General features: G+C 58.5%; 13 protein-coding genes. 9 read left to right on the plus strand and 4 right to left on the minus strand.

The features are described 5' to 3' along the window. The first annotated feature begins 48 nt into the window (after nucleotides 1–48). The 9 genes from HMPREF2875_RS05805 to secG all read left to right on the plus strand — a co-directional run bounded on the left by HMPREF2875_RS05805 (nucleotide 49) and on the right by secG (nucleotide 9,859). Complete coding sequence (locus tag HMPREF2875_RS05805) at nucleotides 49–612, plus strand: PH domain-containing protein (RefSeq protein WP_070671146.1); 564 nt, start codon at nucleotides 49–51, stop codon at nucleotides 610–612. Further along, nucleotides 612–2,666, plus strand: a complete 2,055-nt coding sequence (gene uvrC / locus HMPREF2875_RS05810; protein WP_070671148.1) for an excinuclease ABC subunit UvrC — start codon at nucleotides 612–614, stop codon at nucleotides 2,664–2,666. Before HMPREF2875_RS05805 ends, uvrC begins: the two co-directional genes overlap by 1 nt. A gap of 95 nt (nucleotides 2,667–2,761) precedes the next feature. Then, the gene (rapZ, locus tag HMPREF2875_RS05815) at nucleotides 2,762–3,643 is read left to right on the plus strand and encodes an RNase adapter RapZ (protein ID WP_083311870.1); all 882 of its coding nucleotides are present in this window, start codon (nucleotides 2,762–2,764) and stop codon (nucleotides 3,641–3,643) included. Nucleotides 3,644–3,708: 65 nt separating this feature from the next. Further along, entirely contained in the window at nucleotides 3,709–4,674 is a 966-nt protein-coding gene (yvcK, locus tag HMPREF2875_RS05820) for a gluconeogenesis factor YvcK family protein (RefSeq protein ID WP_070671152.1), read from the plus strand. A gap of 141 nt (nucleotides 4,675–4,815) precedes the next feature. After that, nucleotides 4,816–5,805 (plus strand): DNA-binding protein WhiA, encoded by a 990-nt coding sequence (gene whiA / locus HMPREF2875_RS05825; RefSeq protein ID WP_070671154.1) that lies wholly within the window; start codon nucleotides 4,816–4,818, stop codon nucleotides 5,803–5,805. Nucleotides 5,806–6,194: 389 nt separating this feature from the next. Then, on the plus strand, nucleotides 6,195–7,202 hold the full coding sequence (gene gap / locus HMPREF2875_RS05830; protein WP_070671156.1) for a type I glyceraldehyde-3-phosphate dehydrogenase: 1,008 nt from the start codon (nucleotides 6,195–6,197) through the stop codon (nucleotides 7,200–7,202). A 191-nt stretch (nucleotides 7,203–7,393) separates the two neighbouring features. Then, on the plus strand, nucleotides 7,394–8,611 hold the full coding sequence (gene pgk, locus HMPREF2875_RS05835; protein ID WP_070671157.1) for a phosphoglycerate kinase: 1,218 nt from the start codon (nucleotides 7,394–7,396) through the stop codon (nucleotides 8,609–8,611). 38 nt (nucleotides 8,612–8,649) lie between these two features. Then, nucleotides 8,650–9,429 carry a triose-phosphate isomerase gene (tpiA, locus tag HMPREF2875_RS05840; protein ID WP_070671159.1) on the plus strand — a complete coding sequence of 260 codons (780 nt, stop codon included), beginning with the start codon at nucleotides 8,650–8,652 and terminating at the stop codon, nucleotides 9,427–9,429. 196 nt (nucleotides 9,430–9,625) lie between these two features. Continuing rightward, nucleotides 9,626–9,859, plus strand: coding sequence for a preprotein translocase subunit SecG (gene secG / locus HMPREF2875_RS05845; RefSeq protein WP_039675251.1), 234 nt, complete (start codon nucleotides 9,626–9,628; stop codon nucleotides 9,857–9,859). Between the two features lie 146 nt (nucleotides 9,860–10,005). Here secG and pgl read toward each other — a convergent pair whose 3' ends face one another. From pgl to tal, 4 genes are all read right to left on the minus strand, one after another. Beyond that, nucleotides 10,006–10,767, minus strand: a complete 762-nt coding sequence (gene pgl / locus HMPREF2875_RS05850; protein ID WP_070671161.1) for a 6-phosphogluconolactonase — start codon at nucleotides 10,765–10,767, stop codon at nucleotides 10,006–10,008. Between the two features lie 44 nt (nucleotides 10,768–10,811). Then, nucleotides 10,812–11,750: a glucose-6-phosphate dehydrogenase assembly protein OpcA gene (locus HMPREF2875_RS05855; RefSeq protein WP_070671164.1), complete on the minus strand. Its 939-nt coding sequence runs from the start codon at nucleotides 11,748–11,750 to the stop codon at nucleotides 10,812–10,814. Nucleotides 11,751–11,770: 20 nt separating this feature from the next. After that, complete coding sequence (gene zwf / locus HMPREF2875_RS05860; protein ID WP_371327557.1) at nucleotides 11,771–13,222, minus strand: glucose-6-phosphate dehydrogenase; 1,452 nt, start codon at nucleotides 13,220–13,222, stop codon at nucleotides 11,771–11,773. Between the two features lie 253 nt (nucleotides 13,223–13,475). Beyond that, on the minus strand, nucleotides 13,476–14,561 hold the full coding sequence (tal, locus tag HMPREF2875_RS05865) for a transaldolase (protein WP_070671167.1): 1,086 nt from the start codon (nucleotides 14,559–14,561) through the stop codon (nucleotides 13,476–13,478). Nucleotide 14,562 lies beyond the last annotated feature (1 nt).

Raw genomic sequence — 14,562 nt, forward strand, 5'->3', positions numbered from 1 at the left:
CGGTAGGCGACGCCGAGAAACGGGAGTGATAAACGGATGGAGGACTCGATGACGAACCCACAGGTTCCTTCGGATAAGGAGCAGCCGAATACTGCTCGCCCCGAACTGAGTGAAGAACAGATGTTGGCCTATACCAGTGCCGATCCCTTCGCTCAGACATCGACGAAGCCTTGGGAGTACGAAGCCCGCTCGCCCTTCCTGCGCAAAGTAGCCATCGTCTGGGTCATTCTTGTGATGGCGGCGCACCTCTTCATGGGCTTTACCGTAGGTTTGTCCTTTACCGGCGCCAGCGTGACCACTATTGATAAATTCGCTTTCCCCGGAGTGGGCGTGCTGATCTCCGTCCTGTCCTGGATCGCGCTTACCCGTCCGCGTCTTCGCGCTAATTCTGATGGTGTGGAGGTTCGCAACATTGTGGGTACGCGCTTTTATCCATGGCAGGTGATCTACGGCCTGTCCTTCCCGGAAGGTTCGCGAATGGCTCGCATCGAGCTGCCGGACTTCGAGTACGTGCCGGTGTGGGCACTGCAATCCGGTGATAAGGCTGACGTGATCCCGAAGGTGCGTTCCTTCCGTGACCTTGAAGCCCGCTACATGCCGCAGGATGACTAGTGGCTGATCCCACGACTTACCGCCCGGCTCCTGGAAGCATTCCTACGGACCCGGGCGTCTATAAATTCCGGGATGAGAACCGCCGCGTTGTCTACGTGGGCAAGGCAAAGAACCTCCGTGCGCGTTTGTCCAACTACTTTCAGGACATCACGCAACTGCATCCGCGGACCCGCCAGATGGTTCTCACAGCCGCGTCGGTGGAATGGACTGTGGTGGCCAGCGAGGTGGAAGCACTCCAGCTGGAATACACCTGGATTAAGCGTTTCGATCCGCGGTTCAATGTCATGTACCGCGATGACAAAACCTATCCTATGCTGGCGGTTTCGGTGGGGGAGACTATCCCGCGTGCGTTTTTCTACCGTGGCCCGCGCCGCAAAGGCGTGCGCTATTTCGGACCGTATTCGCATGCGTGGGCAGTACGTGAGTCACTCGATCTCCTCACCCGTGTGTTCCCCATGCGCACGTGCGCTAAAGGCGTGTACAACCGCCACGAGCGCCTAGGCAGGCCGTGCTTGCTGGGCTACATCGGCAAGTGCGATGCCCCATGTATTGGGCGGGTCAGCCCCGAAGAACACCGCGAGACGGTGAACCAACTCATAAGCTTCATGAACGGCAACACGGCACCAGTGCGTAAGCGATTGACCAGCAAGATGGAGGAAGCTTCGGAGAATCTAGAGTTCGAGTTGGCCGCGCGCCTCCGTGATGACTTGGGCGCGATTGACAAGCTCATGGAGCAGCAGGCCGTGGTGCTCTCTGATGGCACTGACGCCGATCTCATTGCGTTTTGCTCCGATGAGCTTGAAGCAGCAGTACAGATCTTCCATGTACGTGCAGGCCGTATCCGCGGCCAGCGCGGGTGGGTAGTAGAGCGCTCGGGCGACCAAGCCACGACGGAGCCCATCGAGGAGGGCAAACCCGACCCTGGGCTGCCGGCACTTATCCAGAACTTCCTTGTGCAGTTCTATTCCGATGCCGTCGATAGGCAGCGCCAAGAAGCCGCCGAAGACGCCAAACTGGAGCGCAGGGGAGTAGACCAAGAGTCCCACACCGAAGTTCATCGCGGCAACGCTATTCCGCGTGAAATCTTGGTGCAGGTCCCCCCGGAGGAGGCTGAACAAGTCAAGATCGTTCTGGAGGAACTGCGTGGCGCCCAAGTAGACCTGCGCGTCCCGCAACGCGGCGATAAGCGCGCGCTCATGGAGACCGTGGAACGCAACGCTAAAGAGCAGCTGCGTCAGCACAAGCTCAAACGCGTTGGTGATCTCACCGCACGGTCGGCAGCACTGCAAGAACTGCAGGAAGCCTTGGGAATGGACTCTGCACCGCTGCGCATTGAATGTACGGATATCTCGCACATCCAAGGCACCGATGTGGTGGCGTCCCTCGTTGTGTTTGAAGATGGCCTGCCGCGCAAGTCGGATTACCGCCGCTACCGTATCAAGGAAGCCGCCGGTGACGGGCATTCCAATGACGTGGCCTCCATTGCTGAGGTCACCCGACGCCGCTTTAAACACCACCACGATGACAAACGCGCCGTGCCGGATGAGGAACTGGAGAACACCACATTCGCTGACGAACGCGTGCGCGAGGAAGCTGCTAGCACCACCACTCGCAGCTCCTATCCTCCCCAGCTCTTTATCGTCGACGGCGGCGCGCCCCAGGTGGCAGCTGCCCAGGCAGTATTCGACGAACTGGGCATTGTCGATGTCACCCTGATTGGCTTGGCTAAGCGTCTGGAGGAGATTTGGGTTCCCGGTGACGATGAACCAGTCATTCTTCCCCGCAATTCGCAAGCGTTATTCCTCCTTCAGCACCTGCGTGATGAGGCGCACCGTGTGGCCATTACCTATCACCGTCAGCAACGTTCCAAGCGCATGCGGACATCCGTGCTGGACTCCATACCAGGCTTGGGGCCACAACGACGCACTGATGTGGTCAAACATTTCGGCTCCGTGAAGAAGCTCAAGGAAGCCAGCGTGGAGGACATCGCAGAGGTCAAGGGGTTCGGCCCCAAGCTCGCGCAGACAGTGTACGACCACCTGCATAAGGACTAAGTCCTCAGCGTCCGCACACCCCGCTGTAGGAAGTTGTACCCCCGTCACGGTTTCGTTGCCGTATTCACACCGAATCTTCAGGTGAGGTGGTAAGAATAGAGGCCATGACGTTGTTTGATTCCCCGCCCATTTTGGTGACCGGCATGTCCGGTGGAGGCCTAACCTCGGCAGCCAAGGTGTTGGAGGATAAGGGCTACTACGTAGCCCACAACATCCCGCCGAAAGCCATCGTTGACCTGCTCAAGCTTTGTGCACGCCCGGACTCACCGGTGACGAAGATTGCGGCGGTGACGGATGTGCGCTCCCGTATGTTCCCGGGATCCCTTCCAGAAACACTGGATGAGCTGACTGAGTTGGATATGAAGCCCACGCTTCTTTTCCTCGATGCACGCGATGATGTCCTTATTCGTCGATTCGATTCGGTACGTCGTACTCACCCGCTCCAAGATGGAGAGACCCTCAAGGCAGGTATCCAGCGTGAGCGCGTAGCCGTCCAGGAGATTCGTGACCGTGCCGATATCATCATCGACACAACTAATCTATCCATCCACGACCTGCGCCGAGCTATCGAGGCGTCGTTCGGTGAGATGGGGCATGAACGCCAGCACGTGACCCTTGAGTCCTTCGGCTTCAAGCACGGTTCACCGCGCGATGCCGACCTTGTCGTTGATGTCCGGTTCCTCCCCAATCCTTATTGGGTCCCAGAATTGCGAGGCTATCGCGGTACGGACGAGCCGGTGTCGGACTATGTCTTGTCGCGTGACGCCGCACAACCCTTCATCCAAAACTTCATCAACATGTTTGATTCGATGCTTACTGGCTACCGCCACGAAGGAAAAAACTTCATCACGGTAGGCATTGGCTGTACTGGTGGGCACCACCGCTCCGTTGCGATTACGGAAGAAATCGCGCGCAGACTGCGCGAACGCGGAGACATCGATGTCAGCACGTTGCACCGCGACATCAATCGCGATTGATTTCACTTTCTCTCACACATCCATAATCGAAAGCCGGTGCTTACGTGACCACAGCTCCTTCTCACATGGCTAGCCTTGGAGGTGGCCATGGCCTTTACCAAACCTTGTTGGCAGCTCGCCGCACGGGCGCCGAGTCGATCTCTGCCATTGTGACAGTGGCGGATGACGGCGGCTCTTCCGGTCGGCTTCGCCGTGAGCTTGACATCATTCCTCCCGGGGACCTACGCATGGCGTTAGCTGCGTTGTCCGGTGATTCCGAAGAAGGCCAGCTGTGGGCCACAACTTTGCAGCACCGTTTTCGCGGCGATGGTGCCATGGCTGGACACGCCGTGGGTAACCTGCTCATCGCCGGATTGAGCGACGTGCTGGGTGATTTCCAGGCCGCGCTCGATGCGGTGGCTAAGCTTACGGACTCCGCTGGACGGGTGCTCCCGTCCGTCAACCTCCCGCTTAATATTGAGGCAGATGTTGCCGGGCTTGACGACGACCCCCGTGTCATGCGCGCAGTGCGCGGCCAAGTAGCCGTTGCCTCGACGGTGGGACAGGTACGCCGCGTGCGCATCATTCCGGCACGTCCGGATGCAAACCCAGAAACTCTTGACGCGCTACATCAAGCGGACATGATTACCCTGGGGCCTGGATCGTGGTTTAGTTCTGTCTTGCCACACGTGTTGGTTCCGGACATCGTGGAAGCTATAACGTCCTCGGACGCGCTGCGTGTCGTCGTCCTGAATCTGTCTGCCGAGCCGGGAGAAACCCAAGGGTTTTCTGCCGAACGTCACCTTCACGTACTGGCACAACATGCCCCGAATCTACGGGTTGACCGCGTTATCGTCGACAGCGAAAGCTTGCCGAATGAATCCGAGCGTGTCTTTGTTCAGCGTGCTGCAAGCGTGCTAGGAGCGACGGCGGTATTCCGGGACGTGTGCCAGGTCGATGACAACGGGCAAACCCTTAACAAGCATTGTCCCGATAAGCTTGCTGCGGTGTTTAATGAGCTCTACAGCGAGTACGCCAGAGAGACCCACTAGCCGAAGCATCGACGTACTGCTTAGTTCGGCCAGCAAGGTGCGGTAGAACCCCTGGCGTGCGCGTGCGCACGGCCCGCACGTTAAACTGTGGGGCACTTACAGCCGCATGGCGGCATCAACAGTCGAAAGGGGAGACACGAGGTGTCTGCGTCATTGACCGATCAGGTCAAGGAGGAACTAACGGCGGTTTCCGTACCGCGTCAGTCTGCCCGCGCGGCAGAGGTTGCGGCTATCTTGCGGTTCGCTGGCGAGCTTCACGTCACTGGCGAGCGCGTCACCTACGACGTCGAGCTGGAGTCTAAAAAGGTGGCTGACCGCCTCGTCGCGGCGTTGGATGAGCTGTATTCGATCACCGCCACGACGCACCTAGCGGGTCCCGCGTCTTCGTCAAAGAAGAACCGCATTCAGGTACGTATCACGTCTGGCGCGAAGGAGCTTACCCGTCGACTCGGTCTGGTGACGCGTTCTGGGCACCCAGTAGTGGGCCTGCCACCGCAAGTTATCTCCGGTTCTATTGCCGATAATGAGGCCGCGTGGCGTGGCGCATTCCTGGCCCAGGGATCGCTCACTGAGCCGGGGCGTTCTTCAGCTCTGGAAGTTACCTGCCCATGCCAAGAGGCAGCGCTAGCGCTTGTGGGCTGTGCCCGCCGCCTAGGTGTGCCAGCTAAGACGAAGGAAACTCGTGGTGCGGACCGTGTCGTAGTACGCGACGGTGACGCTATTGGTGCGCTGTTGACTCGTATGGGCGCACAAGAAACTCGCCTGACCTGGGAGAAGAAGCGCATTCAGCGCGAAGCTCATGATACGTCCCGTCGCCTCGACAACTTTGACGATGCCAACCTGCGCCGCTCGGCGCGTGCGGCTGTCACTGCAGCTGCGCGCGTCGAGCGTGCAATGGTGATTTTGGGGGATGACGTACCTGAGCACCTGGCCGATGCAGGCCGTTTGCGCGTACAGCACCGTGAAGCGTCCTTGGAAGAACTAGGACGTCTGGCGGACCCGCCGATGACCAAAGATGCAGTAGCGGGCCGTATCCGACGACTGCTGTCCATGGCAGATAAACGCGCGAAAGAGCTAGGCGTCCCCGACACAACAAAGTCCGTCACCGAGGACCTTTTCGATGATGCCTAAGCCATGTTGATGCCCGTTCGGACATGAGTCTGACGGATTTCGGCGAAGCCACCCTGAATATATGTCTGGGTGGCTTAACTAGTTTTTGGTTGGGTGACATATCCCACGTCGTTTCAACACTATGCAACACAATCCCACATGAACGGGCATATCTGCAGGTGTAACGGTGTATCTGACCCCCGAGCGCTAAAAGACGCTCTACCAGTGTACGCCTCTTTTGAACATGCTGCTAGCGCGTTCACTGAGGGAGCTACGGACCTGTGCGAAGGTCAAAATCCGTGGGTAGTATCGGCCGTGTTGGGAAAACCGACGACGACGTCACAAGAGAGTGGCCGCCTATCGGACGTCCCCACGCAGAACTTCACTCGATTATTTGAGGAGACATTACCGTGACCATTCGCGTAGGCATCAATGGCTTCGGCCGCATTGGCCGTAACTTCTTCCGTGCAGTTGCACAGGGCAACAATGACCTCGAGGTTGTCGCCGTCAACGACCTGACCGATAACGCTACTCTGGCAAACCTGCTCAAGTATGACTCCGTTCTCGGCCGCTTTGATGGCGAGATTGAACACGATGATGAGTCCATCACCGTTAACGGTCACCGAATTGCCGTGTCCGCTGAGCGCGACCCGAAGAACCTGAACTGGGGCGAGCACAACGTCGACATTGTTATCGAGTCCACCGGCTTCTTCACCGATGGTGAAGCAGCAAAGGCTCACCTCGAGTCTGGTGCCAAGAAGGTCATCATCTCCGCACCGGGCAAGAACGTTGACGCAACCTTCGTCTATGGTGTCAACTCTGACGAGTACGACGCTGCCAACCACAACGTTATCTCCGCAGCATCCTGCACCACCAACTGCCTCGCTCCGATGGCCAAGGTCCTGCACGAGAAGTTCGGCATCGAAAAGGGCCTGATGACCACCATCCACGCTTACACCGGTGACCAGCGCATCCAGGACGCTCCGCACCGCGACCTGCGCCGCGCTCGCGCCGCAGCCGTGAACATGGTTCCGACCTCCACCGGTGCAGCCAAGGCTGTCTCCCTGGTTCTCCCGGAGCTGGAGGGCAAGCTCGACGGCTACGCCATGCGTGTGCCGACAATCACCGGTTCCGCTACCGACCTGACCTTCCAGGCTTCTCGTGAGGTTACCGCTGAGGAAATCAACGCCGCTATCAAGGAAGCCGCTACCGGCGAGTTCGGTGAGACCCTGGGCTACACCGAGGACCCGATTGTCTCCACCGACATCATCACTGACCCGCACGGTTGCATCTTCGATGCTGGTATGACCAAGGTGTCCAACGGCAACTTCGTCAAGGTACTTGGCTGGTACGACAACGAGTGGGGCTACACCAACCAGCTGGTCCGCACCACCTCCCTGGTAGCTTCCAAGCTCTAAGGCTCCGGCGCCTTTAGATGACCACAGTGACAACGCTGTGACTACTCCGGCCCATGCACTACGCCCTCGCTATCGTGGCGTGCGCTGGGCCGGTTGTCGTCTGTGGGGGTGATAGTGATACACCTTCCCACACTTCTTAACTGAATACCTCTAACCTTTAGCTTGAACACAGACCATTAAAGGAGAACACCATGGCTTTCAAGACTTTGGATGACCTGCTCGCAGAAGGCGTCGAGGGCCGCCACGTCCTCGTGCGCTCGGACTTCAACGTCCCTTTGGATGATGAAGGAAACATCACTGACTCCGGCCGCATCACTGCGTCCCTTCCCACCATCAAGGCACTCGTGGAGGGCGGCGCCAAGGTAATCCTGTCCGCTCACCTGGGACGTCCGAAAGGTGAGGTCAAGCCGAAGTACTCGCTGGCGCCGGTTGCTGAGGCTCTGTCCGAAGCTCTCGACCAGTACGTTGCGCTCGCCGGCGATGTCAGCGGTGAGGACGCTCATGAACGCGCGAACGGCCTCAACGATGGCGATGTTCTCCTGTTGGAAAACGTTCGCTTCGACCCGCGTGAGACCTCGAAGGAAGAAGCTGAACGTGGCGCTTTTGCCGATGAACTTGTCGCTCTAGCCGCTGACAACGGAGCCTTTGTTTCCGACGGTTTCGGCGTTGTCCACCGCGCCCAGGCTTCCGTCTACGACGTGGCTAAGCGCCTTCCCGCTTACGCTGGCAAGCTCGTCCAGAAGGAAGTAGAGACTCTCGCTGCTGTGGCTAAGGAGCCGGAGCACCCCTATGTCGTCGTTCTTGGCGGTGCTAAGGTCTCCGACAAACTTGGCGTTATCGAGGCACTGGCTGGCAAGGCTGACAAGGTCATCATCGGCGGTGGCATGTGCTACACGCTTTTGGCAGCACAGGGCTACAACGTTCAGAACTCTCTGCTGCAGGAGGATCAGATTGACAACTGCAAGAACTTGCTTGAGCGTTTCGGCGACAAGATTGTTCTCCCAGTCGACCTAGTAGCAGCCACTGAGTTCGATGCTCACGCTGAGAACAAGGTCGTCGCGCTCGACGGGATTCCGGAAGGCTGGATGTCCCTCGATATCGGACCGGAGTCTGTGAAGAAGTTCGATGAGGTCATCGCTACCTCCAAGACTGTCTTCTGGAATGGCCCCATGGGCGTTTTCGAGATGGAGGCCTTCTCCAAGGGCACCGCAGGTGTCGCACAGGCCATCATCGATGCCACCGCGAAGAACGGTTCCTTCACCGTCGTTGGCGGTGGCGACTCCGCAGCCTCCGTCCGCCTCCTCGGCCTCGACGAAGAAGGCTTCTCCCACATTTCCACTGGCGGCGGCGCTTCCTTGGAGTTCCTGGAGGGCAAGGTGCTGCCGGGCGTCAAGGTCCTCGAGTCCTAATCCACTACGTTCAAGCTCAACCTGTAGAAAGGCACATCATGGCACGTACCCCACTTATCGCAGGCAACTGGAAGATGAACCTCGACCACAAGGAAGCCATTGGCTCCCTACAGAAGTTCGCCTTTGCACTGCCGAAGGATTACTACGAGAAGGTCGACGTCGCCTTCATGGTTCCGTTCACCGATATCCGCACTGTGCAGACTCTTGTTGACGGCGACGACCTCAAGTTCACCTACGGCTCCCAGGACATCTCCAAGCACGAGTCCGGCGCCTACACCGGTGAGGTTTCCGGCAAGATGCTCTCTGCTCTGGGCTGCTCGTGGGCAGTCGTTGGCCACTCCGAGCGCCGCCAGTACCACGGCGAGACCGACAAACTCGTGGCTGAGAAGGCCGCTGCGGCTCTGGCCAATGGCATCAGCCCTATCGTCTGTGTAGGCGAGCCGCTTGACGTTCGCGAAAAGGGCACGCACGTTGATTACGTGGTTACCCAGACCCGCAACTCGCTGGAGGGCCTGTCAGCCGATGACTTGGCCAAGACTGTTATTGCTTACGAGCCAGTGTGGGCCATCGGTACCGGCAAGGTGGCCTCTGCTGATGACGCTCAGGAAGTGTGCGCGGCCATCCGTGACCTCGTCCGCGAGCTTGGTGGCGATGACGTTGCAGAGAGCATCCGTATTCTCTACGGTGGCTCCGTCAAGGTTGACTCTGTTGCTGAAATCGTAGGCAAGCCGGACGTTGACGGCGGTCTGGTTGGCGGCGCATCGCTCAAGGGTGAGGAGTTTGCCAAGCTGGCAGCCAACGCTGCTTCGGATGCTTAAGCTCTGACGCACTCACGCCGCTGCACCACACAGCTGCACTACCGCTAAGCGGGTCGGAATGGTTTCCGGCCCGCTTTATGGTGTAGCATCGAGGAATATCCTGCGCTGGCTAGATACTGAGGCACCTCCAGTAGTGCCGTCTTGTTGCCGCGCAACCATTACAAACGCTTCAACCGTGTAAACAAGGAACTATTTCATGATCTTGGCACTGGAAATCATCCTGGTGATTGCCGCAATCCTCATGTCCATCTTCGTGCTTCTGCACAAGGGCAAGGGCGGCGGCCTGTCGAGTCTTTTCGGCGGCGGCGTGCAGTCCAACCTTTCTGGTTCTACCGTGGTGGAGAAGAACCTTGATCGCTACACCGTGGTCATGGTCATTATCTGGCTCGCCTGCATCGTGGCCCTGAACCTGCTTCAGGCGTACAGCTAGAATATTTATCTCTGCACGCCATGTGCGTGTGGGTAGCAGAACCAAAAGCCGCGACCTCCTTCAAGAAGGTAAGGTCGCGGCTTTTGTCGTTGATGCGAGAAGTCCCTAGTGAGTCGGCTTTCTAAAAGCCTGAGGGACTCTATGCTCTATAGCTCAGTGGCAGCACTGTCAGCGAGGAATAGAACAGTTTCCTCGGTGCCGTGGGCACCGGCAGCGGGCCAGTCCTCAGCAGCGTCGCCTGCGACAAGATGCGCTGCGGCCTCTGCCTTTTCCTCGCCCGCGACGAGGAACCAGACGCGCTGCGAACGGTTAATCGCAGGATAGGTCAGCGTGACACGTTCTGCCGGGGGCTTGGGCGAATCATGGACTGCAAAGGCATAGTCTTTGTCTTCGTACACAGCCTCTGCGTGCGGGAAAATGGAATTAATGTGGCCTTCTCCGCCCATGCCCAGCAAGTGGAGGTCAAAGCCTTCAGGAGCGAACTCACGAATCTCGCCCTCGTAGGCCTGAGCCGCGTGCTCCATCGAGATAGCGCCGAGATCATAACCGTGGATGTGCTGCTCTGGAATATCTACGTGGCTGAGGAGTGCTTCACGGGCTTGACCTTCGTTGGAATCGGGGTCCGTGACTGGCACATTGCGCTCGTCACCAAAGAAGACATGAACGCGAGACCAATCCACCGCGAGCGCAGGGAAATCGGGTCCCTGCGTCTTGGCAGCGTGGTCCAAGCGCGCCAGCTCGCGAAGGAGACCAATCCCTGCGCCGCCACCGGTGAGCACTACGCGGGCGACGCCATCTTTATGCAGGCCGCCGCCCGGGGTCTGGACTGCCGCAATCGCATCGACGAATGCGAGAGCGGCGGAGGATATGAGTTCGTCTACATCGCTGACGCGGTGAAGAGTAACCATGGTGCAGGGCGATCCTTCGTGAAAACTATCGAGGTTCAGTTTCTTTATTGCTTCTCACTGTAGTCTACGTTCGCCAAAGCACGGAGAGCATGGGCGTATGTCCTGTCTGCGTCTAAATGGCGAAGTTCCTCGGACAGCACCTCAGCTTCCGAGCGAACCGCTAGGCTCACGAGGGATTCCGGTGAGCCTGGAACGGTGACCTTGACGGTTTCGGAGTCGACGACCGTAATGCTGACATCTGCAGTCGGTCGGCGGAACACCAGGGAAGCAATCGGGAACGTGTTGTCGTCGCACTCAGTGACGGTGCGGTGGACGGGGACGGAGAGGGCGTCGAGAAGCCACCCTGCGGCAAAGTCCACGGCTGCATGGTTGTGTGCACCGGCGATTTCCACCGAGGTCACAGGCTCGTGTGGGTGGCGGTCCAGCGCCGACGCAACAATGCCGCGCCACAAGGTGATAGCGCCCCAGGACATATCGGAGTCACCCGGCTTATAACCTGACGACAACAGGTGAAGGTCGTATTGATCGACGCCATCACCATGGGCCACGTTGGTGATGCGGCGCTGAGCCAGCCTACCAATCGGAACCGAAGCTGGGGACTGAGGGCAGGCCGTAGGCCACCACGCCACGATAGGTGTATCGGGCAACAGCAGGGGAGTGACCACTGCCTCTGCTTGGTCGGCCAAAGCGCCGTGGAGATGCATGACTACGATCTCGGAAGCACCAGCCTCGCCGCCAACACGCAGCTCCGCGTCAAGGCGCGGTTTATCAGCCGGATTGGCGCGCGCAATGACGATCACGCGGGAAGGATGCTCATGAGAGGCATCGCGGACAGAGTCCAGCAGATTGTCAAGGTCATCGCCTTCCTGTGTCATGACGATAAGTGTGAGCACGCGGCCCGTGGTAAGGGTGTAGTGCTCTTGCATCTCCACGAGCTTCTGGGAAATCTTGCGCGTCGTCGTATCGGGCAAAGGGATAATCATGGTGCTGTACTCCTCAGGACCTACGGACGGCGCCAGGAGTGACCCTGACGGCGCAGCATTCTATCAGCGGACTCGGGTCCCCACGTTCCCGCGCGGTACTGTTCGGGCTGGCCAATACCAGACCAGTACTCAATGATGGGATCCAGGATGGACCACGACAATTCAACCTCACGGTTGGTGGGAAAGAGCGAAGACTCATCCAAAAGCGCATCGAGGATGAGGCGTTCGTAAGCCTCGGGGGACTCTTCGGTGAAGGCGGAGGCGTAAGCAAAGTCCATGTTGACATCACGGACTTCCATCGTGGAACCTGGAACCTTTGAACCAAAGCGCATGGTCACGCCTTCATCCGGTTGAACACGGATAACCACAGCGTTCTGGTCGAGTGCCTCGGCCTGACCCTGGTCAAAAGGTTGGTGCGGGGCAGTTTTGAACACTAGGGCGATTTCGGTGACACGTCGGCCCAAGCGCTTGCCAGTGCGCAAATAGAAGGGGACTCCAGCCCAACGGCGTGAATTCACCTTGAGAGTGCAGGCGGCGTAGGTCTCGGTCGTGGATTCGGGATCGAAGCCTTCTTCTTCACGTAAGCCCTTGACATACACCGAACCCTGCCAGCCAGCAGAGTATTGACCACGGGCAGTGGTCTTGTTGAGCGGATGCACCGCTTGCGTGGCTTCTAAGACCTTAATCTTCTCGGCCTGTAGGGCTGCCGGGGCGAAGGAAGATGGCTCCTCCATAGCGACAAGTGCAAGCAACTGCAGCAGGTGATTTTGAATGACGTCGCGCGCAGCGCCAATACCGTCGTAGTAGCCGGCTCGGCCGCCTAGGCCAATATCCTCAGCCATCGTGATCTGGACGTGGTCGATGTAGTGCGCATTCCACATCGGCTCGAAGATCTGGTTGGCAAAGCGCAGTGCCATGATGTTTTGCACGGTTTCTTTGCCCAGGTAATGATCGATACGGAAGACCGACGATTCTGGGAACACAGCATTAACAATCTCGTTGAGCTCACGGGCGGAAGCCTGATCGTGGCCGAATGGCTTCTCAATGATGACGCGGCGCCATGAGCTTTCCGTGCTATCGGCCATGCCTACACGTTCCAGTTGGTGGCAAATATCAGAGAAGAACTCTGGTGGAACGGACAAGTAGTAGGCCCAGTTACCACCCGTGCCACGGGAGGTGTTGAGCTCAGACAGCCGCGCTGAGAGCTTGTCAAAGCCGGCATCATCGAAGTTGCCTTGAACAAACTCGATGCCCTTGGCTAGGTGCTCCCAGACATGCTCATTGAAGGTAGTGCGGGCGCCTGCTTCGGCAGCCTCGCGAACGTAGGCGCAGAAGGCGTCCTTGTCCCAGTCGCGGCGGCCGTAGCCTACGAGGGTGAAGCCGGCCGGCAACAGACCGCGGTTGGCCAAATCGTAGATGGCCGGCAGGAGCTTCTTGCGTGCCAAGTCACCGGTCACGCCGAAAATCACCATGCCAGAGGGTCCAGCAATGCGCGGAAGACGCTTGTCCTTCGCGTTGCGCAACGGGTTGACCCACGCGCTGGTAGTGCTCACTAAGTGTCCTTTCGGTCTGTGTGAGGTAAGTCCAACAGCCCAGCATAGCGATACGCGCCCCACCAACGATAGTTGCCTGTGTGTTGGTGGGGCGAGTGGTGCGGCTGAACCTTAAAGAGATGCTTCGCAGCGCGGTTTTTCCGGCTGCGGATGGACTCGGAGAAGGCGGCGGCTAAGCCAAGCGATCCGTCATCGAGGAGAGGAGTTCTTCCCACGCAGTGACGAACTTGTCCACGCCTTCTTGCTCCAGCACAGAGAAGACATCGGCGAAGTCAATGCCCACTGCTTCCAGTTGTGCGAAGACCTTATCTGCCTGTGCACCAGCGTTACTGAGCGTATCGCCGTGCAGGTTGCCCTGTTCAAGGACAGCGTCGATAGTCTTCTCCGGCATGGTGTTCACCGTGTTCGGGCCTGCCAGCTCGGAGACATACAGCGTGGCGGGGTACTCGGGGTTCTTCACACCCGTGGATGCCCATAGCGGACGCTGTACTTGCGCGGTTTCTGGAAGCCCAGAATCGGCGCCGAACTCCTTGGTGAACAGTGCGTAGGCACGCTGAGCATTGGCCACACCGGCCTTCCCACGAAGTGCCAAAGCTTCGTCACTACCTAGCAATTCGAGGCGCTTGTCCACCTCGGTATCAAGGCGAGACACGAAGAAGGACGCCACGGAATGGATAGCGGAGACGTCCTTACCGGCTTTCGCCGCACGTGCGATGCCCTCCTTGTAGGCGGCAATGACCTCGGCGTAGCGCTCCACCGAGAAAATCAGAGTGACGTTGACGGAGATACCTTCAGCGAGGGCATCAACAATGGCGGGAAGGGAACCTTCCGTAGCGGGAATCTTGATCATGAGGTTGGGGCGATCCACCTTCGCCCACAGTTCACGGGCCTGAGCCAACGTGGCCTCAGCATCTGCGGAGATGCGCGGATCCACCTCGATGGAAACCCGGCCATCGCGGCCCTCGGTCTTGTCGAAGATGTCCGAAAATACATCGCAGGCATTGCGGACATCGTCGATGGCGAGGGAGTAGACAGCTTCATCAGCAGCAGTGCCTTTTTCCTTCAGCGCAGCGATATCAGCGTCGTAGGAGGTTCCGGAGGACATCGCTGATGCGAAGATAGCCGGATTCGTGGTGACACCCACGATGGACTTGGAGGTGAGAAGCTCGCGGAGATTGCCCGAGTCGAGGCGCTCGCGCGACAAATCATCGAGCCATGTCGAAGTGCCGAGTTCAGCAAGATCATCGATATATGTCATG

Source organism: Corynebacterium sp. HMSC078H07 (assembly GCF_001812805.1).
Classification (GTDB): Bacteria; Actinomycetota; Actinomycetes; order Mycobacteriales; family Mycobacteriaceae; genus Corynebacterium.